The 23,199-nt window shown below is 65.3% G+C and carries 25 protein-coding genes and 1 tRNA gene; 11 read left to right on the forward strand and 15 right to left on the reverse strand.

Annotated features, from left to right (window positions below):
• Positions 1–41: 41 nt before the first annotated feature.
• Positions 42–2,345 (reverse strand): FtsK/SpoIIIE family DNA translocase, encoded by a 2,304-nt coding sequence (locus AC1DSD_RS15420; protein WP_478031316.1) that lies wholly within the window; start codon positions 2,343–2,345, stop codon positions 42–44.
• Positions 2,346–2,643: 298 nt separating this feature from the next.
• Here AC1DSD_RS15420 and AC1DSD_RS15425 point away from each other — a divergent pair, with 298 nt between their 5' ends.
• Positions 2,644–3,861, forward strand: a complete 1,218-nt coding sequence (locus AC1DSD_RS15425) for an FAD-dependent monooxygenase (protein ID WP_478031317.1) — start codon at positions 2,644–2,646, stop codon at positions 3,859–3,861.
• A gap of 43 nt (positions 3,862–3,904) precedes the next feature.
• Here the strand turns inward: AC1DSD_RS15425 and AC1DSD_RS15430 are convergent, their stop codons facing one another.
• On the reverse strand, positions 3,905–4,309 hold the full coding sequence (locus tag AC1DSD_RS15430) for a low affinity iron permease family protein (protein ID WP_478031319.1): 405 nt from the start codon (positions 4,307–4,309) through the stop codon (positions 3,905–3,907).
• 67 nt (positions 4,310–4,376) lie between these two features.
• Here AC1DSD_RS15430 and aguB point away from each other — a divergent pair, with 67 nt between their 5' ends.
• Positions 4,377–5,225 carry an N-carbamoylputrescine amidase gene (gene aguB / locus AC1DSD_RS15435; protein ID WP_478031320.1) on the forward strand — a complete coding sequence of 283 codons (849 nt, stop codon included), beginning with the start codon at positions 4,377–4,379 and terminating at the stop codon, positions 5,223–5,225.
• A gap of 42 nt (positions 5,226–5,267) precedes the next feature.
• On the opposite strand, the gene AC1DSD_RS15440 is transcribed toward aguB, so the two are convergent.
• A complete protein-coding gene (locus AC1DSD_RS15440) occupies positions 5,268–5,891 on the reverse strand; it encodes a glutathione S-transferase family protein (RefSeq protein WP_478031321.1) in 624 nt (207 codons plus the stop codon).
• 143 nt (positions 5,892–6,034) lie between these two features.
• Here AC1DSD_RS15440 and AC1DSD_RS15445 point away from each other — a divergent pair, with 143 nt between their 5' ends.
• Complete coding sequence (locus AC1DSD_RS15445; protein ID WP_478031322.1) at positions 6,035–6,907, forward strand: sigma-70 family RNA polymerase sigma factor; 873 nt, start codon at positions 6,035–6,037, stop codon at positions 6,905–6,907.
• 13 nt (positions 6,908–6,920) lie between these two features.
• Here AC1DSD_RS15445 and AC1DSD_RS15450 read toward each other — a convergent pair whose 3' ends face one another.
• Together AC1DSD_RS15450 and AC1DSD_RS15455 are read right to left on the reverse strand one after the other, a co-directional pair.
• Entirely contained in the window at positions 6,921–7,169 is a 249-nt protein-coding gene (locus AC1DSD_RS15450) for a hypothetical protein (RefSeq protein WP_478031323.1), read from the reverse strand.
• Positions 7,170–7,200: 31 nt separating this feature from the next.
• The gene (locus tag AC1DSD_RS15455; RefSeq protein WP_478031325.1) at positions 7,201–7,857 is read right to left on the reverse strand and encodes a uracil-DNA glycosylase; all 657 of its coding nucleotides are present in this window, start codon (positions 7,855–7,857) and stop codon (positions 7,201–7,203) included.
• Positions 7,858–7,883: 26 nt separating this feature from the next.
• On the opposite strand from AC1DSD_RS15455, the gene folK reads away from it, so the two are divergent.
• On the forward strand, positions 7,884–8,339 hold the full coding sequence (gene folK / locus AC1DSD_RS15460) for a 2-amino-4-hydroxy-6-hydroxymethyldihydropteridine diphosphokinase (RefSeq protein ID WP_478031327.1): 456 nt from the start codon (positions 7,884–7,886) through the stop codon (positions 8,337–8,339).
• Here folK and AC1DSD_RS15465 read toward each other — a convergent pair.
• The gene (locus AC1DSD_RS15465; protein WP_478031329.1) at positions 8,336–8,671 is read right to left on the reverse strand and encodes a hypothetical protein; all 336 of its coding nucleotides are present in this window, start codon (positions 8,669–8,671) and stop codon (positions 8,336–8,338) included. The two genes, folK and AC1DSD_RS15465, sit on opposite strands and share 4 nt — an antisense overlap.
• A 108-nt stretch (positions 8,672–8,779) precedes the next feature.
• Here AC1DSD_RS15465 and AC1DSD_RS15470 point away from each other — a divergent pair.
• A tRNA-Lys gene (locus tag AC1DSD_RS15470) sits at positions 8,780–8,855 on the forward strand.
• Between the two features lie 18 nt (positions 8,856–8,873).
• Here the strand turns inward: AC1DSD_RS15470 and galE are convergent.
• Positions 8,874–9,872: a UDP-glucose 4-epimerase GalE gene (gene galE / locus AC1DSD_RS15475; RefSeq protein WP_478031331.1), complete on the reverse strand. Its 999-nt coding sequence runs from the start codon at positions 9,870–9,872 to the stop codon at positions 8,874–8,876.
• 82 nt (positions 9,873–9,954) lie between these two features.
• On the opposite strand from galE, the gene msrA reads away from it, so the two are divergent.
• Positions 9,955–10,503: a peptide-methionine (S)-S-oxide reductase MsrA gene (gene msrA / locus AC1DSD_RS15480; protein WP_478031332.1), complete on the forward strand. Its 549-nt coding sequence runs from the start codon at positions 9,955–9,957 to the stop codon at positions 10,501–10,503.
• 173 nt (positions 10,504–10,676) lie between these two features.
• Here msrA and aqpZ read toward each other — a convergent pair whose 3' ends face one another.
• The gene (gene aqpZ, locus AC1DSD_RS15485) at positions 10,677–11,402 is read right to left on the reverse strand and encodes an aquaporin Z (protein WP_478031334.1); all 726 of its coding nucleotides are present in this window, start codon (positions 11,400–11,402) and stop codon (positions 10,677–10,679) included.
• 111 nt (positions 11,403–11,513) lie between these two features.
• Positions 11,514–12,491 carry an L-threonylcarbamoyladenylate synthase gene (locus AC1DSD_RS15490; protein WP_478031335.1) on the reverse strand — a complete coding sequence of 326 codons (978 nt, stop codon included), beginning with the start codon at positions 12,489–12,491 and terminating at the stop codon, positions 11,514–11,516.
• A 41-nt stretch (positions 12,492–12,532) separates the two neighbouring features.
• On the opposite strand from AC1DSD_RS15490, the gene AC1DSD_RS15495 reads away from it, so the two are divergent.
• Together AC1DSD_RS15495 and AC1DSD_RS15500 are read left to right on the forward strand one after the other, a co-directional pair.
• Complete coding sequence (locus tag AC1DSD_RS15495) at positions 12,533–14,251, forward strand: acyl-CoA dehydrogenase (protein WP_478031337.1); 1,719 nt, start codon at positions 12,533–12,535, stop codon at positions 14,249–14,251.
• The gene (locus AC1DSD_RS15500) at positions 14,248–15,066 is read left to right on the forward strand and encodes an arylamine N-acetyltransferase family protein (RefSeq protein WP_478031338.1); all 819 of its coding nucleotides are present in this window, start codon (positions 14,248–14,250) and stop codon (positions 15,064–15,066) included. Before AC1DSD_RS15495 ends, AC1DSD_RS15500 begins: the two co-directional genes overlap by 4 nt.
• A gap of 10 nt (positions 15,067–15,076) precedes the next feature.
• Here AC1DSD_RS15500 and AC1DSD_RS15505 read toward each other — a convergent pair whose 3' ends face one another.
• On the reverse strand, positions 15,077–16,636 hold the full coding sequence (locus AC1DSD_RS15505; RefSeq protein WP_478031340.1) for a hypothetical protein: 1,560 nt from the start codon (positions 16,634–16,636) through the stop codon (positions 15,077–15,079).
• A gap of 322 nt (positions 16,637–16,958) precedes the next feature.
• Between AC1DSD_RS15505 and AC1DSD_RS15510 the strand changes: the two genes are divergently transcribed.
• On the forward strand, positions 16,959–17,393 hold the full coding sequence (locus AC1DSD_RS15510) for a hypothetical protein (RefSeq protein WP_478031342.1): 435 nt from the start codon (positions 16,959–16,961) through the stop codon (positions 17,391–17,393).
• A gap of 78 nt (positions 17,394–17,471) precedes the next feature.
• Here AC1DSD_RS15510 and AC1DSD_RS15515 read toward each other — a convergent pair whose 3' ends face one another.
• The 5 genes from AC1DSD_RS15515 to AC1DSD_RS15535 form a co-directional block, all read right to left on the reverse strand.
• Positions 17,472–17,861: a DUF5615 family PIN-like protein gene (locus AC1DSD_RS15515; RefSeq protein WP_478031344.1), complete on the reverse strand. Its 390-nt coding sequence runs from the start codon at positions 17,859–17,861 to the stop codon at positions 17,472–17,474.
• On the reverse strand, positions 17,861–18,502 hold the full coding sequence (locus AC1DSD_RS15520; protein WP_478031346.1) for a DUF433 domain-containing protein: 642 nt from the start codon (positions 18,500–18,502) through the stop codon (positions 17,861–17,863). Before AC1DSD_RS15520 ends, AC1DSD_RS15515 begins: the two co-directional genes overlap by 1 nt.
• A gap of 231 nt (positions 18,503–18,733) precedes the next feature.
• On the reverse strand, positions 18,734–19,294 hold the full coding sequence (locus AC1DSD_RS15525) for a hypothetical protein (protein WP_478031347.1): 561 nt from the start codon (positions 19,292–19,294) through the stop codon (positions 18,734–18,736).
• Positions 19,295–19,369: 75 nt separating this feature from the next.
• Positions 19,370–19,723, reverse strand: a complete 354-nt coding sequence (locus tag AC1DSD_RS15530; RefSeq protein WP_066805059.1) for a GntR family transcriptional regulator — start codon at positions 19,721–19,723, stop codon at positions 19,370–19,372.
• A gap of 39 nt (positions 19,724–19,762) precedes the next feature.
• A complete protein-coding gene (locus AC1DSD_RS15535; protein WP_478031382.1) occupies positions 19,763–20,341 on the reverse strand; it encodes a nitroreductase family protein in 579 nt (192 codons plus the stop codon).
• 149 nt (positions 20,342–20,490) lie between these two features.
• Here AC1DSD_RS15535 and AC1DSD_RS15540 point away from each other — a divergent pair, with 149 nt between their 5' ends.
• Positions 20,491–22,302 (forward strand): peptide MFS transporter, encoded by a 1,812-nt coding sequence (locus tag AC1DSD_RS15540; protein ID WP_478031348.1) that lies wholly within the window; start codon positions 20,491–20,493, stop codon positions 22,300–22,302.
• A 42-nt stretch (positions 22,303–22,344) separates the two neighbouring features.
• A complete protein-coding gene (locus AC1DSD_RS15545) occupies positions 22,345–23,043 on the forward strand; it encodes an NnrU family protein (RefSeq protein WP_478031350.1) in 699 nt (232 codons plus the stop codon).
• Positions 23,044–23,199 lie beyond the last annotated feature (156 nt).

A 23,199-nucleotide genomic window follows, 5' to 3' on the forward strand; every position in this document is an offset into this window, starting at 1 on the left:
ACCGGAGCGGGCCGGTGCCGGTCAGCGAAGCTGACATCATATTACAGCGGGTTGCCCTCGCGGTCGCGCAACACTTCTCGCCGGCCGACATGATCGGGGCGGCCGACGATGCCGTCCTTTTCCATCCGCTCGATCAACCGCGCCGCCGAATTATAGCCGATTCGCATTTGGCGCTGCAGCCAAGAGGTCGATGCCTTCTGGCTTTCGACCACCAGCTGGATCGCGCCGCGATATTGCTGGTCCTCGGCCGAATCCTCGCCCAGCGGCGCGCCGTCGAGCGCGAAGCCGTCCTCATTCTCCTCGGTGACCGACTGGATGTAATCGGGCTGGCCTTGCGCGCGCCAGTGATCGGCGACGGCCCGCACCTCGTCGTCGCTGACGAACGGGCCGTGGACGCGGCTGATCTGCTTGCCGTACGCCATGTACAGCATGTCGCCCTTGCCGAGCAGCTGCTCGGCGCCCTGTTCGCCCAGGATGGTGCGCGAATCGATCTTGCTGGTGACGTTGAACGAGATGCGCGTCGGCAGGTTCGCCTTGATCACGCCGGTAATGACGTCGACCGACGGGCGCTGCGTCGCCATGATCAGGTGGATGCCGGCGGCGCGCGCCTTTTGCGCCAGCCGCTGGATCAGGAATTCGACTTCCTTGCCCGCGGTCATCATCAAATCGGCGAGCTCGTCGACGATGACCACGATCTGCGGCAGCGGCTCGAATTCGAGCTGCTCTTCCTCGTAAACCGGCTTCCCGTCCTCATAGCCGATCTGGACCTTGCGCCCCAGCGGCTGGCCCTTGACCTTGGCGGCGCGAACCTTGTCGTTGAAGCTGGCGAGCCCGCGCACGTTGACCGAAGCCATCATGCGATAGCGGTCCTCCATCTGCTCGACCGCCCATTTGAGCGCGCGGACCGCCTTGGACGGGTCGGTGACCACGGGCGAGAGCAGATGCGGGATGTCGTCATACATGCTCAGTTCGAGCATCTTCGGATCGATCATGATCATCCGGCACTGTTTGGGATCTAGCTTGTAGAGCAGCGACAGGATCATGCAGTTGAGGCCCACCGACTTGCCCGATCCGGTGGTGCCGGCGACGAGCAGATGCGGCATCGGCGCCAGGTCGACGATCACCGGATCGCCGGCGGTATTCTTGCCCAGCACGATCGGCAGCGACGCCGACTGATCCTCGAACGCGTCCGACGCCATCAGCTCGTGCAGATTGACCGTTTCACGCCGCGCATTGGGCAATTCGATGCCGATCACGGTGCGTCCGGGGATCGGCGCGATGCGCGCGGATACCGCCGACATGTTGCGCGCGATGTCGTCGGCGAGCTGGACGACTCGGCTCGCCTTGGTGCCGGCGGCGGGCTCGAGCTCGTAGATCGTCACCACCGGGCCGGGATGGACCGCGGTGATCTGGCCCTTGACGTGGAAATCGTCGAGCACGGTTTCGAGCAGCCGCGCGTTGCGTTCGAGCGCGGCCTTGTCGATCGGCCCGCCGGTCGACGGCGGCGGCGGCTTGAGTAGGTCGAGCGGCGGCAAGGGATAATTGTCGCGCAGGTCGAAACTGCCCTGTTTGGGCTTGGCCGGCTTGGCGGGGGGCGGCGCGGCATTGCGCTCGGCGATGACCGGCGCCGGGCGATTGTCGGGCAAGGCGACCGCGCGCGGCTGGCGAATCGACTGTTCGGACTCCATGTCGATCACGCGATCGCCGGGACGCTGGTCGGTCAGGCGCTGCACCTCGGCCGAGCGGCCGATCCGCGGCATTGACGGCACGCGCGGCAATCCGACCTCGAGGCTCATGAACCAGATTACCGCGCCCGACAGCCCGGCCAGCGCGCCGACGACGCGATCGGTCCACAAAATCGCGACGGGATTGCCGATCAGCGCGATCAGCCATTTGAGCCCGTCGGCGATCAGCATGCCGATCAGCCCGCTCTTGCCCGCCGGCCAGTCGAGGCTGGCGCCGCTCGACACGAACCCTTGCGCGGTCGCGACCAGTGAGAGCCCGAACGCCGCGGTCAGCACCATCCGCACCCAGCCGCCGACTTCTTCGTCGCGCCACAACCGCCAGGCGATCACCGGGCCGATCGCCAGCATTCCCCAGGCGGGCCAGCCGAGTACGGTATAGGCGAGGTCGGCGATCACCGCGCCGGGATAGCCGAGCAGATTCTGCGCCGGGCCGCCCGCGGCGGTGCTGAGCGACGGATCGCCCGAATGATAGCTGGCAAGCGACAGGACGAGCAGCAACGACACCGCGGCGACCACCACCGCGACGATCATTGCGCCCGAGCGGGCGGCGCCCGCTTTCACCGTTTCGCGCCAGAGCGGCGGCTGCGCGCGGCTGGCCATGGTCGAATCCCCCGAAATGTACGCTGTGCGTTCACGATGGATTCTCGCTCTACGCGAGTCCGACGTCAAGGCGGTGTGGTTGGAGAGTGCGCTGGCCGAGCTAAATCCTCCCCATTTATGGGGAGGGGGACCAAGACGCGCAGCGGCTTGGTGGTGGGGGCTAGCCTCCCCGGACTCGCTGGCGGCCCGCCCCCTCCACCATTGGCTGCGCCAATGGTTCCCCTCCCCGTGAACGGGGAGGATTTGCGTTCCTCGCCCCCCATTGCCGCTCGGAACCTCAAGTCGTAGGGCATTCCGCATGTCTCAGGCTGATCTCCTCATCCTTGGCGGCGGGCTGGTCGGCAGCGCGCTCGCGGTCGCGGCCGCCGCGCATGGCATCACCAGCATCGTGGTCGATCCGGCCGATCCGGCGGTGGTCACCGCGGCCGGATTCGACGGCCGCGCCTCGGCGATCGCCAGCGCACCGATGAACATGCTGCGCGCGATCGGGGTCGCCGACCGGCTGGCGGGCAAAGGCTGTCCGATCGAAGGCATCCGCGTGTCCGACGGGCTCGCTCCTGGTGCGCTCGATTTCGTGCCGCAGGACGGTGAGACCGCGCTCGGCACGATGTTCGAGAATCGCGATCTGCGCGCCGCCTTGCTCGATGCCGCCGGCGCCGCGCCGGGCGTCGACCTTCACATGCAGACGCGCGCCGTCGCGATCGAGCGCGATGAAGCTGGCGTTCGCGCCACGTTAAGCGACGGCAGCCAGGTGCGGGCGTCGTTGCTGATCGGCGCGGAGGGCCGCAATTCGCCGACGCGCGAGGCGGCGGGGCTCAACGTCGCGCGCTGGACCTACGACCATGTCGCCTTGGTCACCTCGATCGGCCACGAGCACAGCCACGAGAACGTCGCCTACGAGATCTTCTATCCCGAGGGACCGTTCGCGATCCTGCCCTTGAACGACGATGATCGCGGGCACCGCTCGGCGATCGTCTGGTCGGTGCGCGGGAACCAGGGCCCCGGCATGCAGAAGCTCGGCGACCGCGGCTATATGGCCGAGCTCGAGCGCAAGATGGGCGGGTTCCTCGGCAAGATCACCTGGCTCGGTCCACGCTTCGCGCATCCGCTGGGATTCCATCATGCCGCGACGATCACCGCCGAGCGGCTGGCATTGGTCGGCGACGCGGCGCACGGCATCCATCCGATCGCGGGACAAGGGGTCAATGTCGGCTTCCGCGACGTCGCTGCCCTGGTCGAAGTGCTGGTCGACGGCAAGCGGATCGGGCTCGACGTCGGCGATCGCGCGCTGCTGACGCGCTACGAACGCTGGCGCAGCCTCGACACCTTCATGGTCGCGGCGGCGACCGACGGCCTGACCCGATTGTTCGGCATTCCCGGCAAGACTGCCAGCGCGGTGCGGCGATTCGGACTATCGGCGGTGCAGCACGCGCCGATGCTCAAGGACCGCTTCATTGCCGAAGCACGCGGCGAATCGGGCGCGTTGCCAAAATTGCTGGCGGGGTTGGCGGTTTGATCCATTCAACTCCTCTCCCGGAAGGGGAGAGGAAAAGCAGGGCTCACAACCGATTGATCAGCCGTTGGACCGAAGCGTGGTCGGTGCCGGCGCCGACCTCGCTGCATTCCTTTTCCAGCTTCGCCTTGATCTGCTCGAGTTCATCCTGCGTCAGATGCTCGATCCCAACGAACTCGTCGCGCGGCCCTTGCAGCGAGCGGATCAGCTCGTCGAGCTTGGCCTGGATCGCCGATCCGTCGCGATTCTGCGCATTCTGGATCAGGAACACCATCAGGAAAGTGACGATGGTGGTGCCGGTGTTGATGATCAGCTGCCACGTGTCGGAATAATGAAAGATCGGCCCTGTCACGCCCCAGACGATGATCACCGATAGCGCCAGGACGAACGCCGGCGGACGCCCGGTCCAACTCGCGACCTTGCCCGCGATCGTCTCGAAAATACGCTCCATTCGCCGCTCCTCTTGAACCTGCGGCAGGGACTGCCACTTTCCACCCTTCCCCGCTATGGCAGAGGTCATGACCCAGATCAGCGTCGCCGCGCTCCAGCTCGCCTTTTCCGATGATATCGAGGCGAATATCGCCAACGTCTCGCGCCTGGTCCGCGAGGCGGCGGGCAAGGGCGCGCAAGTCATCCTGCCGCCCGAATTGTTCGAGGGCGAATATTTCTGCCGCGTCGAGGACGAAGGCCTGTTCGCCAATGCCCGGCCGACCGCCGAGCATCGCGCGGTTCAGGCGATGCAGGTGCTCGCGGCCGAACTCAAAGTGTGGATTCCGACCAGCTTCTTCGAAGCCGACGGCCCGCATCATTATAACAGCCTGGCGATGGTCAATCCCGACGGCAAGGTCGCCGGCGTCTATCGCAAGAGCCACATTCCCGACGGCCCCGGCTATGAAGAGAAATTCTATTTCCGCCCCGGCAATACCGGCTTCAAGGTGTGGGATGGCCCGTCGGCCAAGCTCGGCGTCGGGGTGTGCTGGGACCAATGGTATCCCGAAACCGCGCGCGCGATGATGCTGATGGGCGCGGAAATCCTGTTCTATCCGACCGCGATCGGCAGCGAGCCGCACGACGAAGGGCTCGACACCGCGCGGCTATGGCGCCGCGCGATGGTCGGCCATGCGGTGTCGAACGTCGTGCCGGTGGTCGCCGCCAACCGCGTCGGCACCGAGCACGGCCAGACCTTCTACGGCACCAGCTTCATTACCGACGAGCGCGGCGACATCCTGGCCGAGCTCGATCGTGAAGAAGAAGGCGTGATCACCGCGACGCTCGACCTCGATCGCGTCAAGCGCCACCGCGCCGCATTCGGCTTCTTCCGCGATCGCCGGCCGGAACTGTACGGCCGGCTGGTGCAAGACATCTGATCGCGAAACCGGGCGCCGCTCGATGGCGACGCCCGGCTGACGTCACGCCGCGACGGCCATCCGCGGCTGGCCGAGCGCCTTTTGCCATGCCGGCAGCAGCGCGATCGTGTCGTAGAAGCGCTGCACATTGGGATAGGCGTCGAAGTCGACCGGCATCGCGTCGCGATACGGCTCGGCTGAGGCGATCGCGAAGTCGACGAAGCTCAGCCGGTCGCCGAGCATGAACTCGCGCGTCGCGAGATGGGCGTCGAGCACCGGCAGCAGGCGCGCCGCCTGTACCAGCGCATCGTCGACCAACGGCTGGTTGGTCTCGCCCCAGCCCAATTGCGGACGCACGACCGATTCGAAGAAGATCGTGCCGAGCGCCTTGTTGTAATGCACGCCTTCCCACAGCAGCCAGCGCAGCATGTCGAGCCGCTGGCGACGGTCGCCAGGGATCATCGCACTGCCCTCGGCGAGATAGAGTCCGATCGCGTTCGATTCCCACAGCACGAAATCGCCGTCGACCAGGGTCGGCGCCAGGCGGTTGGGATTGATCTCGCCATAAGCGTCGGACTGGACCTGCTCGACGGTCATGGCGTCAATCTCCACCGGCAGGTCGAGATGGTGGATCAGCGCCAAAACCTTGCGGGAATTCAGCGATTTGGTCAGCGCATAGAGCTTCATGTCAGTCTCCGTCGAACCGGGCAGCCCAGCGCCGCCCGCTATCGCCAAGGACGGAGGCTCGGCGAAAAAGGATTCGCGCGACCGAATCTTTTTCCGCGCCGCCACCGTCTCTCCCGGTAGAAGAATGGCGGATGGCGAGGGACATGACGGACGAGACGGATCGGACACGGATCGAGGCATTGCTGGTCGAGCTACGGCCGGCGCTGCATCGCTATGCCGCGCGGATGGTGGGATCGGTGCTCGATGGCGAGGATGTCGTCCAGGACGCGATCGCGCGCGCCATGGCGGCACTCGACCGCACCCCGCCGGAGGGGGATGGCACCGCTTGGGCGTTCCGCATCGCGCACAATACCGCGATCGACCATTTGCGCGCGCGTGCCCGCCGCGCCGGCGAGCAGGAGATCCAGGAGGAGGATATGGTGTCGGATGGTGACGAGGCCGCGCGCCGCTTTGCCGCCGGTGCCGCGCTGGCGGTGTTCATGCACCTGCCGCCGCTGCAGCGCGGGACCGTCATCCTGAAAGACGTGCTGGGCTATTCGAACGAGGAAGCGGCGGGGATTCTCGACACCACGCTGGCCGCGACCAAGGCGGCGTTGCACCGCGGCCGCGCGCGCCTCCGTACGCTCGCCGACGCGCCGTCATCCTCGCCGCCCGCCGATCATAACGACCTGATCCGGCTGCAGACCTATGTCGACCGCTTCAATGCGCGCGATTTCGACGCGATTCGCGCGATGCTCGCCGACGATGTGCGGTTCGAGCTGGTGGCGCGGATGACGCGCGACCGCGCGGCATTCGAAACCTATTTCACGCGTTATACCGAAATGACGTCATGGCGCTTGTCGGTCGGCATGATCGAAGGTCGCGCCGTGGCGATTGTCCACGATCCCGCCAATCCGGCCGGACCACCGACCGGGATGATCGTGATCGATTGGGCCGATGGGCGGATCGTGCGGCTGCGCGATTTCTATCACGCGCGTTACGTGCTGCGCGACGCGGTGATCTCGCCGCTGGCTTAGGGCTAAGCACCGGTCAACGTTTCCGCCTGGCCTTTGGCGCAGCCTTGGGCCGCGACTTGCCGCGGCGGAGCAGGAATGCGGTCAGCCCACCGATCGCGGCAACGCCCGCGGCGACGGCTCCGCCCACCAGCACCATGCGCGCCCGACCGGATTGTTCCTCCTCGGGTTCGGGAGCGGGCGGCGGCGCGTGGTGCTCGTGCGGCGGCTCGGCGATCGGATAAGGCGACTGGTTGTCGGGCGGAACGGGCGGTTCGTGAGTCATGCCCGAAACAACCGACGACTGCGGACGAAGTTCAACCGCGCAATGCGATCGCGCGCGCGAACACCGCCTCGAACATCGCTGCGGTCAGGCGGCCGGTATTCTGATTGTAGCGCGAGCAATGATAGCTATCGATCAGCATCCGCCCGTCGGGCACGCGATGTTCGGCGAGATGCGCAAAGCGGCATTTGGGCAGCTTGCCGCCGAGCACCTTGACCGCCGATTGGTGCGCGATCTGGCCGAGCGCGACGAACACCCGGGCATTGGGCAGCATTTCGACCTGACCGGCCAGGAATGGGCGGCAGCTATGGATTTCCTCGGGCGTCGGCTTGTTCTCGGGCGGCAGGCATTTGACCGAATTGCAGATGATGACGCCGTCGAGCGCCAGTCCGTCATCCGGCCGCGATTGATAGGTGCCGCGGGTGAAGCCGAACTTGGCGAGCGTCGCGAACAGCAGGTCGCCGGCATAATCGCCGGTGAACGGCCGGCCGGTGCGGTTGGCGCCGTTCTTGCCGGGTGCGAGCCCGACGATACACAGCCAGCCATTGGGATCGCCGAACGCGGGCACCGGGGCGTTCCACCAATCGGGATGCTCGACCCGCAATTGCTCGCGGAACGCGACCAGCCGCGGACAGCGCGGGCAATCGTGCGGCGGTTCGGTGTCGGGGATCGGGCCGGGTGCAAAGTCCATGCGCTTGCGGTAGGCCCCGTGACGTCATGCCGTCCAGTTATGTCATCGCCTTGGGTTCCAACCGCCGCGGCCGTCACGGCGCACCCGCCGACGAGGTGCGCGCGGCGCTGGCGGCGATCGGCGGTGTCGTCATGACGTCACCGTTGGTCGCGACCGCTCCGCTCGGGCCGGCGCGGCGGCGCTTCGTCAACGCCGCGGCGCTGGTCGAGAGCGAGGACAGCCCGCCCGAAATGCTGGCGCGATTGAAGGCGATCGAGACCGCGTTCGGGCGGCGGCGCGGGCAGCGCTGGACTGACCGCGTGATCGACCTCGACATCATCCTGTGGTCGGACGGCGCCTGGGCGGGCGACGGGCTGATCGTGCCGCATCCCGAATTCCGCCGCCGCGACTTCGTGCTCCGGCCGCTTGGCGCGATCGTGCCGGACTGGCGCGATCCGGTCACGGGGCGCACGGTGCGCCAGCTCGCGGCGCGTATCCGCTAGAAGGTGCGCGCGCTTCCGACCGAGGCGATCGCCGCGCCAAACAGCACCAGCCACAACAGGCAGACGATCAAAGCGAGCCCGCCCGTCACCAGCCCGCCAACGGCAAGCCCCTTGCTGGTCGGGCTCTTCAGCCCGATCCCGCCGGTGATGAGCGCGGCGGGGGCGAGCAGCCACGAGATCAGCCCGATGATCGGAATGATCGAACAGATCAGTCCCAGGATGCCCAGAACCAGCGACGCGGTCGCCGCGCCTGACCCTTCCGAGTATGTGGGTTCGGGATAATAAGGAACCGGGCGCACCGACGGGCGCATAGGATCGGGATCGCTGGCCATGATGCCCCTTATCGCTGCAATTCGACATGGCTAGCGGCGACGGCGCCCGATGCCAAGCGGCGCAATGGTTGACCCGGCGTGCCTCGCCCCCTAAGCGCCGCCACCTTGGGGCTCGTAGCTCAGTCGGTAGAGCAACGGACTTTTAATCTGTAGGTCCCGGGTTCGAATCCCGGCGAGCCCACCAATTCCTTCCCCGGGTCGCTTACCCCTGCCGTTCGGCGAGCACCCGCTCCCACGCCAGCGCGTCGCGGACGATGCGGTCGAGATCGTCGTACTGCGGGCGCCACGGCAGAGTCGCCAGGATGCGGCGGTTATCCGATACCAATTCCGCCGGATCGCCGGCGCGGCGGCCCTGGAACACGCGCTTGACCTCGTGATTGGTCACGCGATCGACCGCGTCGAGCACCTGCAGCACCGAATAGCCATGGCCATAGCCGGCGTTCATCGTCAGGTTCTCGTCGGGCTCGGCGATCAGCCGGTCGAGCGCGTGGACGTGCGCGGCGGCGAGGTCGCTGACATGGATGTAATCGCGCACGCCCGTCCCGTCGGCAGTGGCGAAATCGGTGCCGAACACGCCGACATGATCGCGCTTGCCCGTCGCCGCCTCGACCGCGACCTTGATCAGATGCGTCGCGCCCGCGGTCGACTGGCCCGACCGGCCCTGGGGGTCGGCGCCTGCGACGTTGAAATAGCGCAGCGCGCAATAATTGATCGGATGCGCCGCGGCGACGTCCTTCAGCATCGCCTCGGTCATCAGCTTCGACATGCCATAGGGATTGATCGGCAGCTTGGGATCGTCCTCCGCGACCGGCACGCGCTCGGGCGTGCCATAGGTCGCCGCGGTCGAGCTGAAGATGAAATGCTTGACCCCCGACACCACCGCGCTTTCGATCAGCGCGCGGCTGGCGACGGTGTTGTTGCGATAATATTTGAGCGGGTTCTCGACCGATTCGGGCACCACCACCGATCCGGCGAAGTGCATGACGGCAAGAACGTCGTGCTCGCGCATCGCGGCGCGGACCTTGTCGTCATCCTCGATATTGGCGACGACCAACGTAGCGCGTGGATCGACCGCCCAGTCGAACCCGGTGACGAGATTGTCGACCACCAATACGTCCCAGCCCGCGTCGAGCAAGGCCAGTACCGCATGGCTGCCGATATAGCCTGCGCCGCCCGTGACCAGCACCTTGCCCTTGCTCATCGATATGTCCTTTTCGCCCGGCCCTTTGCCGCCGCGCGCGCCGTACCTATGTTTAGGCCAAGTTGAAAAGGGAGTGAGACGAATGTCCCTCGAATTTGCGACGCTTGCCGGCGGCTGCTTCTGGTGCACCGAGGCGGTGTATAACGATGTGATCGGTGTCGAGAGCGTCGAAAGCGGTTATATCGGCGGCCATGTCGCCAACCCGACCTACAAACAGGTGTGCGGCGGCGATACCGGCCATGCCGAGGCGATCCGGGTCGGTTTCGATCCCGAGCGGATCTCCTATGCCGACCTGCTCGACATCTTCTTCGCGACGCACGACCCGACCACACTCAACCGCCAGGGCAATGACGTCGGCACGCAATATCGCTCGGCGATCTTCCCGCACGATGCCGCGCAAGAGGAAGAAGCCAAGGCGGCGATCGTCCGCAATGCGGGCGAGTGGCCCAATCCGATCGTGACGACGATCGAACCTTTGGGTGAGTGGTATCCCGCCGAGGATTACCACCAGGAATATTGGGACGGCGAAGGCCAGCGGAATCCGTACTGCCTCGCGGTGATCCCGCCCAAGCTCAAGAAGCTGCGCAAGAGCTTCGCCGCGCGGTCGAAAGCCGAGACGGCGGCGGCCTGAGCTCGTAAGCTCCCCTCCCTGCAAGGGAGGGGCTGGGGGTGGGTGCGCGCGTCTGCGCGCCTCAAAGACTCATCGACCGATCACCAAACAGCGCCGGACGAGGCATCGAGCCTCGCCCAGCGCTACACCCACCCCTTGATCCCCTCCCTTGCAGGGAGGGGAGGGTCACATACCTAGAGCGCCTCACCCTCGACCGGCGGCCGGACCGTCGCATCGGCGCCCAGCGCCTTGTAGACGACACCGCCCAGAATCCCGCCGATCAGCGGCGCGACCCAGAACACCCAGAGTTGCTCGATCGCCCAGCCGCCGACGACCAAAGCCTGGCCGGTCGAGCGCGCCGGATTGACCGAGGTGTTGGTCACCGGAATCGACACGAGGTGAATGAGCGTCAGCGCAAGCCCGATCGCGATCGGCGCGAAGCCGGCCGGCGCGCGCGTATCGGTCGCGCCCATGATCACGACCAGGAACATGAAGGTCATGACGATTTCGATCGTCACGGCGGCGACCAGCGAATATTTTCCTGGCGAATGCTCGCCGAATCCATTGGCGGCAAAGACGCCTGGCTCCCAGCCAGCCTGCCCCGAGGCGATGAAATAGAGCAGATAGGCGGCGATCACCGCGCCGAGCACCTGGGCGACGACATAGAGCGGGATGTCCTTGCCGGCGAAGCGCCCGCCCGCCCATAGCCCCAGCGTGACCGCGGGGTTGAGGTGACAGCCCGATATATGTCCGATCGTATAGGCCATGGTCAGCACGGTCAGGCCGAACGCCAGGGCGACTCCGGCAAAACCGATGCCGGCAGCGGGAAAATTACAGGCCAGGACCGCGGCACCGCAGCCGCCGAAAACGAGCCAGAACGTGCCGATAAGCTCGGCGAGCCCGCGTTGGATGTTCGTCATACGCCCCTCTCCTTGGTCGTGCCGCCTTACGGAACGAGTGCCGGAACGGCCCGATGGCGAGAGACTAAGCCTCGTTTCGGCTGTGTAAAGACGTAACGGCTTGTTTTGCAGTCATTCCCGATGCGATGCGCGGCGCAGGCGATCGTTGATCGCGACGCCGATCCCTTCATTGGGGACGGGCGCGATCGCGATTTTCGGCTGCGACGAGGCGTCGCCGCGGTGCAGCGCGTCGAACAGATTGGCCGCTGCCTCGGCCAGATCGCCGCTCGGCGAGAGATTGTCGTTGCCCCCGGTCGCGGCGAATCCGATCATCCATTCGTCTTCGGCGCCGCGCGGCGCGTCGATCCGCAAGGGTTTGCGCGGCGCGTAATGCGCGAGCAGCTGGCCCGGCGATTCGATCTGCTCGGGCTGGCCGTCATCTTCGCCGGTATCGAAGCGATCGAGCTTCACGCCGGGCCGGGTAATCGCCGCGCGCACCTCGTCGATCGTCACCGGCCCATGGCGCAGGATGCGCGTCATCCCGAACACTTCGCGGACGATGGTCGATTCGATCCCCTGGCTGGTCGGCCCGTCATCGAGGATCAGCGGGATCCGCCCGTCGAGGCTGGCGGCGACATGCTCGGCGCGGGTCGGGCTGATCGACCCCGAGGCATTGGCCGAGGGCGCGGCGAGCGGCCGCCCGCTCGCTTCGAGCAAGGCGCGCATCGCGCGGTGGCGCGGCACGCGGATCGCGATCGTCTCGAGTCCCGCGGTCACCAAAGAGGCGATCTGCGCCGACGGCTTGAGCGGCAGGACCAGGGTCAGCGGCCCCGGCCAGAACGCCTCGGCCAGCGCATCAGCGCGCCGGTCGAACGCCGCGATCCGCTTCGCCTCGGCGAGATCGGGGACATGGACGATCAACGGATTGAAACTCGGCCGCCCCTTGGCTGCATAGACGGCGGTCACCGCGGCGGCGTTGGTCGCGTCGGCGGCCAGGCCATAGACCGTTTCGGTCGGCACCGCGACGCAGGCGCCTTGCCGGATCAGCGCCGCCGCTTCGGCGACAGAATCGGCTCCGTAAGGTAAAGTGCGGGTGAGTTGCGCGTCCATCGCCGGGGGCTATAGCGCGTCGGATCAGGAGAGGAAGCCGAATGCCCTTCAATCCCGCCGTTCGTGAGCAGCGTTTCGTGCTCGACCATGTCGCCCAGCTCGCCGATCTCGCCGCGAGCGAGCGCTTCGCCGATGCCACGCCCGATCTGGTCGACGCGGTGCTCGAAGGCGCCGGCGCCTTCGCCGCCGGCGAATGGGCGCCGCTGGCGAGGGCAGGCGATACCGACGGGCCGAAATGGACTCCCGAGGGCGTCAAGATGCCGGCCGGCTATCCCGAAGCCTATCGCGCTTATGTCGACGGCGGCTGGGGCACGATCGGCGCGCCCGGCGATTTCGGCGGGCAAGGCCTGCCATTCGTGCTGGCCAGCGCGGTGCTCGAGACGTTGGGCGCCGCCAATATGGGCTTCGCGCTGGCGCCGACCCTGACCGTCGGCGCGATCGAGGCGCTGCTCCATCACGGCACGCCCGAGCAGCAGGCGGCCTACCTGCCCCATCTCGCGACCGGCGCCTGGACCGGCACGATGAACCTGACCGAGCCCCAGGCCGGGTCGGATGTCGGTGCGCTGCGCAGTCGCGCCGAACCCGCGGGCGACGGCAAATGGAAGATCTCGGGCACCAAGATCTTCATCTCGTTCGGCGACCACGACATGGCCGACAATATCGTCCACCTCGTCCTCGCCCGCACGCCGGGCGCGCCCGAGGGGACGCGCGGTATCTCTTTGTTCCTGGTGCCCAAATACCGGCTCGACGCCGACGGCAAGCCCGGCGACTTCAACGACGTCCGCGTCGTCTCGATCGAGCACAAGATGGGGCTGCACGCCTCGCCGACCTGCGTGCTGTCGTTCGGCGACCATAATGATTGCATCGGCGAGCTGATCGGCGCGGAGAATGCCGGCATGCGCGCGATGTTCACGATGATGAACAATGCCCGGCTCAATGTCGGGCTACAGGGCGTGCAAGTGGCCGAGGCGGCGACGCAGAAAGCGGTCGATTATGCCCGCGAGCGTATCCAGTCGGCGCGCGCCGGATCGGCCGACAAGACCCCGGTGGCGATCATCGAACATCCCGACGTCCGCCGCATGCTGATGCGGATGAAGGCGCAGACCCAGGCGGCACGCGCCTTGGTCTATCTCGCCTCGGCGCAAGTCGACCGCGCGGGCCTGGGTGACGAGGCGGCGAAGGACCGGCTCGAAATCCTGACTCCGTTGGCCAAGGCGCATGGCACCGATCTCGGCAACGAAGTCGCCTCGCTCGGCATCCAGGTCCATGGCGGCATGGGCTATATCGAGGAGACCGGCGCGGCGCAGTTCTTCCGCGATGCCCGCATCACCCCGATCTACGAAGGCACCAACGGCATCCAGGCCGCCGATCTGGTCGGGCGCAAGCTCGGCCTGTCGAACGGCGCGGCGTTCGCGACGCTGATCGCCGACATGCGCGCCGAGGCCGAGGAGTCGGCGCTGCGCATGCTGATCGATGCCTGTGACGAAGTCGGGCGGCGGCTGGCGACGGCGGACGCCGATGATCGGCTGGCGGCGAGCTACCCCTTCCTCACCATGGTGTCGGTCGCGGTGTGCGGCTGGCTGATGGAGCGGCAGGGGCGCGCGGCGGCCGACGGCGATGACGATTTCCTGCGCATGAAGCGCGCGGTCTGCGCTTTCTATGTCGAGCAGATCGTGCCCGAGGTGCTGGGGCTGCACGCCGCGGCGACAGCACCCGCGGCCGGGCTCTACCAATTACCTGCGGAGCTGTTCGCGGCATGAGCTTCGACCTCGACGCCTATTTCGAGCGGATCCGGCTCGCCGAGCGTCCGGCCTGCGATCTCGAAGGTTTGGCCACGCTCCAGCGCGCGCACCGACTGGCGATCCCGTTCGAGAATCTCGATATCCGGCTCGGTCGCGGCATCGCGATCGACAGCGACTCGGTGTTCGCCAAGCTCGTGATGCGGCGGCGCGGCGGCTATTGTTTCGAACAGAACCGATTGTTCTGTGACGCGCTGACCGAATTGGGGTTCACCGTGCGGCCGCTGCTCGCGCGTGTCTGGTTTGGCGCCACCGCGACGCCCGGACGCACGCACATGGTGCTGCTGGTGACGATCGACGGGCAGGATTGGCTCGCCGATGCCGGCTTCGGCGGCAGCTATTCGCCGATCATGCCGCTGATCGATGGGGCGGAGGCGACCGCGCCCGACGGCGCCTTGTTCCGTCTGATCAACGACAAGCGCGGCTGGGTATTGTCGCGCGACGGCAATCCCGCAACCACCGACGGGCGCGATGCGGGCGAGGGCTGGGTCGAGCAATTCAGTTTCACCCTCGACGAGGTGCCGCAGATCGACCTCGCCATGTCCAACCATTGGACCGCGACCGCGCCGAACACGCGCTTCACCGACCTCGTCGTGGTCAGCATCGTCCTGCCCCACGGCTTCGCCGCGCTGACCGATCTCGCCTATCGCCGCCATTCGGCAGGCGAGGACATGACCGGCACGATCGACGACCCGCGCGTCTATCGCCTGCGGCTCAGCATGTTGTTCGGGATCGACTTGAGCGAAGAAGAGGTCGCGCGGCTGGGATTGTTCTAGGGCGCCGCCCTTAATTGCCGTCGTCAGGAGGCAGATGCAGAACCCGTCCGCCAATGCGTTCGTGGCGAGGATAGGCCATGTGGATCGCCTCGACGACTTTCGGATTGAACCGTTGATCGAACACCACGTCACCACGATCGCCATCGGTGACGAAAAACGCGAACCTGCGCTGTTCGATCAGCGTCACGAACTTGGCTTCGTCATAGCGCCCGGCGCTGCCTAGCTCCGCGACGATCGACGGCTCCCAGCGCATCGATTGTCCCGCTCTGATCAACAGCGTCGCATCGTCGGAAATAACGGGCCTTTTGGCCTGGCGGATGCGAGCGACGATCGCATCGAGCGCTTGCTGCTGAACCTTGACGGCGCCGCGATCGGGTAAAAGCCCGGCTCCGGCGGTTTGCAGCGGCAGGACAATGCCGACCAGCCCCAACAGGATCACGTTCGGCTTCGCCGGCAAGCGCAATGTCGAGCGCAACACCGGCACCATCGCGATGCCGAACAAAATGGCGAGTTCGGAAAACCAGTCGATCAAATAATTGTCGCTCGCGCCCGATTTCAGGATCGCCGGCAGCATCAATGTCTTGCAGGCCAGTGTCGCGACGACGACCGAAATCGCCACGTTCTTCAGATCGGTGGCGAGCCACGCCCTGAGATCGCGCCAATGCCGTAGGCCCGAGCCGCGAACACTGTCGAGCAGGCCGAATGCCGCTATCCCGATCACCGCAATATTGGCCAGCAGCACGGTGCCGAACGCCAGGGCGTGATCCCAGATGATGCGGTTGATATTGTACGAAACGATATTGAGCAGAAAGCCGCCTTGGGTAGCGGATTCGAGCGCAGCAAGGGCAGCCAGCCCGCTACCGATGGAAACGGCAGCCATCAGCCAGGCCCGTGAAGGGCGCACCGCGAGAAGGACCAGGAACGCGCCGGCAGGCGCCGGCAGGCTGGTCTGGCGCGTGTACAATGCGATTGTGAACATGAGGCCGGCAGCGACACAGGCGCCAATCGACCGAGGGGCGTGGATCGCGAGCAGCATGCCCGCGAGCGACAAGGCGCAGGCCAACAGATCGATCCGCATCAACAGCGCCCATTCGTCGACCACCGGCAGCGTGAGGAACGCTAATCCCGCAATCGTCGCGGCGCCGAAGACCACCTTCCGGTTTTCGCCGGCCAGGGCATAAGCGGTAAGCCGGGCGATGAGCATGGCGCATGCGACCGCCGACGCCAGCGAGACGAGCCGCCCGGCGTAGAGCTCGTCGATCCCGGTGATCCGCGCGACGCCGGCCGCGCAAAGATGGAATAGGGGCGGGTATTCATAGGCGATCGCGGGATAGATGCCGATCGGCTGGTAGCCCTGGCCCTGCGCGATGTTGCGCATCTGCTGCCAGACCACGCCTTCGCCGTAATCAAAGGCATAGGGAAAACTGAATGCGATGGACGCCTGCGCGGTAAATCGGACGAGCGCGACGAGGAACACTGCCACCAGGATGCCGATCGTCGCGCGACTGACCAGGGTCATGTCGGGCTTGAGCGCTGCGGCTGACCCGCTCCCCGTTTCCTGCCCCGCCATGGTCAGCTAATTACCGGCAGCGTTCGCCACGTCAAAGCGGATCGCGGAACGTCCGCATTGGGGCGGATCGTCTTGAAGAGCTGGGATGGAAGGCCGCGCCGCGGACAAGCGCCCTAAAGCGCTGCATTGGGCGATGATAATGACCGCAAATCCGGCCGGAAGTTCAGGCGCGTTCGCGCTCGGGCAGGTCCCCAAGCGGTCGCGCTCGGCGATGCGGAGCTTTTCCGCCGGACCTATGTCCACTGATGGGTCGTTAGCAGTCATTAGCGCGAATGCGTTCACGACCGGAGGTTCGCGCGTGGTGGCAGGCGGAAATTAAGAATTGTCTGCTCCAACTCTGCCGATGCGAACGCATCTTGAGTTCCGCTCGATTGAATTCCCCGCCTATCCGGACGAGGAAGAAGTGATCAATCCGGGGCGCTTCGGAAAGCGCCTAGCTGAGTTCCTAATGGCGGAGTTGCCGAGGAGCGGGTTCGAAATCGCCAGTGTCAACGCCGAGGACTGGGGCTGGCGCATCGACCTGAAGCATGACGCCTTCCCACTGTGGATTGGGTGCGGAAATTACGAAGAGTATGGAGACGGCTTCCTGTGCTTTATCGAGCCTTCAAAGCCATATGTGCGCCGGTTGTTCAGGCGCATTTCAACCGCCAGTAGCGTCGATCGCCTGGCGGTCTCTCTCGACACCATTGTTCGCAGTAGCGGTAAAGCGCGCCAGTTGAGATGGTGGAGCGAAGCGGAAGTCGGCGGAGGAACGTGACCATTAAAGCAAGCCTGAAACCCACGCTGGTTGGCAATCCGTCAGCGTAAATCACCATCACCATCGTTTCGGCCGCCCTTATGACTTGAAGCGAACGTTCCCCAGCTTCACGAATGCTACCATCCTGGTCGCCCTAATCTGCTGACAATGCGCCCACTGGAACTCGATGAGGTGGAGATGCTCCTTCAACGCCGGCAACAACGTCGTGGACGGCCCGCTGAGCGAAATTCGACTCAGCAATGCGAATCGATCCTGTTGGAAGCGCTGGCTGTTGAAGTCTTTATCCTGCGTGACGAGGATACGGCCGGCTCTGAGCGCTGTCATAGCGACCACCGGATCGGGCGAGTCCGCTGGAATGGAGAAGCGCTGGCGCTGTACACTATGCCCGCGACGCTGCAGGAAGCCGCCGATCGAATCCGGCACGTTATTGTCGAGGAAAAAACTAAGTTTGATCGTCGTCTTCGCCATTAAGCGGCGACCGGCTCCGAGATGTAAGTGAGTGCAGCGGCGACGTCCGCCTCGGTCAGCACTGGATATTCCTTGATGATCCGAGCGACCGAGTAACCGTCTTCGGCGAACTCGCGGATGGCGGTTACCGAGACCCGCGTCCCTGCAATCACGGGCTCGTTCTGAGCGATGAATCGCGCCCTAACAACTTGGCCAATCCGATCACTGCGGTCATTGAGTTCCTGCACTGCCCGACGCGTGCTGGAGATCACCACGCGAAGCGGGATGTCGAAAACCCTCTGGCCGCTCACTACTTCCTGACGAAGGTTGGTGCGCGGATCGTCGAAAACGACGCGTCGGCCGAGGACATAGAGAGTCGTCGCTGTCCATTTTTCATCGCCAAGGTGCGACAATTCTCGCGAAACTTCGCGGAGGTGGGAGAGCGAAATTTTCTTCTTGTTCCGTAGATCGTTCAGCACGCGAAGGGAGACGATGTCCCGAAACGAGTAGATGCGCCCGAAGGGAACACCCTTCGCATCGCTGAAACTTGGACAAAAGAATTCATCCGCGTCCCACCGGCGCAGCTGGTTCAACGAGACACCAGACAAGCGGGCAGCCTGCTCCTCGCTAAAGGCGCCGACAATGTTGTCCGCTTCGCTCATTACCTAAATCACCGCCTCGATCGCTAGAGCTATACCAGCCTGTGCTGAATGGGAAGTTGCCGCCTGATCCCTTCAAAGGGCGGCTTTTGGGATTGGCAGAGATATCGCTGAGCGACGGGTGTTCTGGCGCTTAGCAGTCAGTCCCCTTCGTCGTTCATGACCTAGCATGGCAAAGCGGGGGGCGCCCTGCTTTCGCGGGAGCACGATCAACTTCGTCCCGGACAGCGTCGCTCAATGCTCCGACTGGATACACCCCTCATCCCCCGCCGCCGGACGGTCCACCGCCTTGCCGCCGACGAACCATTGCGGCTTCGGCCCCAGCTTCATGTCGTAATAACAGATTTCCGCACCGGTGCCGTCGGGCGCGATCGCGATCGTCCAATTATGGTCGCTGCAATTGTGCTCCTGGCACTCGTTCATCAGCAGCTTGCCGTCCTGCAGCACGATCGGGCTCGCCGGCCCGGTAGTGTCGGCCAGCCATTTGCGCGCCTCGGCGTTCGCTCCCGACCCGGCGATTGCCGCCTTGACCGCATCGGTTTCGGTGAAGGTCTTGCCGGCAATCTTGTCGTACGGCGATTTGCCGGCATAGCCGGCCAGCGACGGCGTCTCGGTCGGCGGCGCGACGGCGTTGTCGGGCATTGCACTCGCGTTGTCGGCGGGTGAGGCGACGATGTCGGTGTTGGTGGTGGTCGTTTCCACCGTGACGTTATTGGTCACTGTCGCGGTCTGCGGAGCGCAGCCGACGAGCAGGATCAGCGACAGGGTGGCGAAAGCGAGCGTCGATCTGGCCATGACCATCTCCTCGATAGAGAAGCAGCATGTGCGCCGCGGCGATCGATGGCAAGGGCCGGAAATCCGGCCGGAAATTCAGGCGCCTTCGCGCTCGAGCAGGTCGGCGGCGTCGAGTCCGAGCAGCTCGATATAATCGGCGATGCGCGGCCATTGCTGGGTCACGAAGCGATCGCGCTCGGCGATGCGGAGCTTTTCCGCCGCGCCGGGCAGGACGAACATGCCGACGCCGCGCCGCACCTCGACATAACCGTCGTCCTGGAAACTCTGGTAGGCCTTGGCGACGGTCAGCGGGTTGGCGCCATGTTCGGCCGCGAGTGCGCGGACCGACGGCAATTGGTCCCCCGCACGATATTCGCCCCGCAGAATCGCCGCCGAGATCGTGCCCCTCAACCGGATGTAAACCGGGCTGTCATCATTGCTAAGTGCCATGGTGCATTAATACAGCAACGGTGAAAAGAGTCCAGTCAATTACCCTTGCCATGTTGAAATAATCTTTTGCAGATCGGGGCGCGGCCTTTCTTCTAGTTGCTTTCCCGGCGTTCCCAGGAAGATATACCCGGCGATCCGTTCGGGTTCCGCGCCGAACGCATCGCGCACCGCGTCGGAATAAGCCGCCCAGCCGGTCAGCCACCCGCCCGCGAAGCCGAGAGCATGCGCGGCGTGAAGCAGGTTCATACCCGCGGCGCCCGCCGACAATTGCTGTTCCCAAAGCGGGATATGGCTGTCGATCTTGGGCGACGACAGCACCACCACCAACGCCGGCGCCTGGGTCGCGAATTGCTCGAGTGCCTCGATCTCCAGCCGCGCCGCCTGCGGCCGCTCGGCACGATAGGCAGTGGTGATCGTTTCGGCCAGCGCGGCGCGCTTGTCGGCGGGAACGATCACGAACCGCCAGGGCGCGAGCTTGCCATGGTCGGGGGTACGCGCGGCAATCTCCAGGATCTGCTGCAGTTGCGCATCGTCGGGGCCGGGCGCGACAAGGTCGCGCGGCTTGCCCGACCGGCGGGTCGACAGCAGCGAAAGCGGCGTGGAGCGGTCGTTGAACATCGTCGCCATCTAGGAATGCACACGACCACCGGCAACGGAGTCTGTGCCCCGCTGTCGGTATATTTACTCGCCTCGCTTTGCCGCTAGTCTCGCTTCATCCACTCGCCGCGTTTTGAGACGGCGGGAGCAAGAATTCAGGGAGCGAATGCATGGTGGACACCCCGACCGCGGACAATCCGCGCGAGCCGGACATCACCCACACCAATCCGGCGGCGGAGGGAACCTGGTTAGGCCATCCCAAGCCGCTCTATTGGCTGTTCGGGACCGAGATGTGGGAGCGGTTCGGCTTTTACGGCATGCGGGCGCTGCTCACGCTCTATCTCACCAAGCATTTCATCCTCGGCGACCGCGCCTCGACCGGCCTCTATGGCGGCTATACCGCGTTGGTCTATCTGACCCCGTTGGTCGGCGGATTGCTTGCCGACCAATATCTCGGCTCGAAGCGCGCAGTGCGTTTCGGCGCGCTGATGATGGCGGTCGGCTATTTCACGCTCGCCTTCGGCGGTCAGCCGGCCAAGCCCTATCAGGTGATTGACGGCAAGAAGTACGAAGTGGTCGTCGATCATTTCCGCGACACGCCGACCAGCGACCCGCAAGAGGCGCGCTACCTGATTGACGGCAGCCAGAAGCTGGTGATGCGGGGTAACGACGATGGCAGCCTGTCGCTGCTCGGCGCAGACGGGCACGAGGTCCGCAAGATCGCCAAAGGCAGCTATGCCGAGGAAGCCGAGCGCAGCCCGCTCCTGACGATGATCCTGTTGATGGCGCTATCGTTGGTCTCGGTCGGCAACGGCTTCTTCAAGCCCAATATCTCGACGATGGTCGGCGAGCTCTACGAACAGGGCGACCGCCGCCGCGATGCCGGCTTCACCATCTTCTACATGGGGATCAACACCGGCTCGATCCTCGGCCAGTTCCTCTGCGCGATCTTCGCCGACAGTTTCGGATGGCCGTTCGGGCTCGGCCTCGCCGGCGTGGCGATGGTGATTTCCTTCTTCATGATCAGTTATCATGGCGGCCGGCTCGACGCGTACGGCAACCCACCACCACGCGAAGGTCCCGACCGGGCGATGCTGATCTACGTGCTCGCGATCGTCGCCGTGCCAGTGGTCTATTTCCTGTTCGTCAATTTGATGCAGGCCGAGGAACCCGCCGCGGGCTCGGGCTTCATCGGCTATCTCGCGTCGCTCCCGCTGACGGGTAAATTGCTGTTCGGCACGTTCATCGTCTCGGTCCCCGGCATCCTCATCTGGTCGTTCGTGAAGGGTAGCCGCAAGGAAGGCGAGATGATGGTCGCGGCGATGGTGCTGATCGTCTTCAACGTCGTGTTCTGGACCTTGTTCGAACAGGCCGGGTCGAGCCTGACCCTGTTCGCCGACCGCAATACCGACCGCACCATCATCGGCGACTGGGTGATGTCGGCGCCGCAGACGCAGAATTTCAACCCGATCTCGATCGTGCTGCTGGCGCCAGTGATGAGCGCCTTTTGGGGTTGGCTCGCGCGGCGCGGCTGGGAGCCCTCGATCCCGATCAAGTTCGCCGGCGCGTTGATGGGCGTGGGCGCTGGCTTCCTGTTCCTGGTCTGGGGATCGACCTTCGCCGACAGCAATTTCAAGGTCGGGTTGTGGTGGCTTGCCGGGCTCTACGTGATCCATTCGATCGCCGAGCTCTGCATCTCGCCGGTCGGGCTGTCGATGATCACCAAGCTGTCGATCGCGCGGGTCGTCGGGTTGATGATGGGGGTGTGGTTCCTGTCGATCTCCGTCGCGCAATATGTCGCGGGTCTGGTGGCGCAATTTGCCAGCGTCGAGACGGTTGGCGGGCAAGCGACCAATTTGAAGGTCAGCCTGGATACCTATACGCACACCTTCACGACGATCGCGCTGGTGGCGATCGGACTCGGCGTGCTGCTGCTCGTGCTGGCCTGGCCGCTCAAGAAGTGGATGCACGGGGTCCAGTGATGGCCTAGGCTCTCTCCCGGAACGGTTCGGGGGAGAGGGTCCATGAGTCCGTTATGCTGGGAAATCGCCGCCGCGGTGGCGTTCGTCGGGTCGCATTTCCTGCTGTCGCACCCGTTGCGTGGCACCGTCGTGCGCGCGATCGGCGAACTGCCGTTCCAGGGCGTCTATTCGCTGGTCGCGCTGGCGACGTTCGGTTGGCTCGCGCTGGCGTTCCGCGCGGTGCCGCCCGAGGCGCCGTTCTGGGCGGTCGGGGACGGGCTGTGGATCCTGAGCACGGTGATCATGTTCTTCGCGAGCATCATGTTCGTGGGGTCGCTGCTTGGCAATCCGGCGCTACCGGGACCGCCGCGAGCGGCGAGCGCGCTGCCCGAGCCGCGCGGCGTGTTCAGCGTGACGCGGCATCCGATGATGTGGAGTTTTACGCTGTGGGGCGTGGCGCATATCCTGGTGATGCCGACGCCCGCCAATATCGTGCTGGCGAAGGCGATCATCTTCCTCGCCTTGGTCGGCGCGGCGCTGCAGGACAGGAAGAAGGAAAAGCTCCAGCCCGAAACGTGGCGGGCATGGGAAGCGCATACCAGCTACTGGCCGCTCGGCGCGATCCTCAGCGGGCGCGTCAAGTTCACGCCGGCCGGGGTCGTGCCGGCCGTGGGCGGGATCGCCTTGTGGCTCGCCGCGACCTGGGCGCATCTGCCGCTGGCGGGCATGCCCGCGGGGATCTGGCGCTGGATTGGGGGGTAGGGGTCCGAGTTTCCCTCTCCCCTTGTGGGAGAGGGAAGGGGCCCGCTCGGCGTAGCCGAGTGGGAAGGGTGAGAGGGACTCCAAGGGTTCGCCGACTCCCCCTCATCCTTCCGGCGCTTCGCGCCTCCCTCCTTCTCCCACAAGGGGAGAAGGAGT

Source organism: Sphingomonas sp. P4_D12 (genome assembly GCF_056401895.1).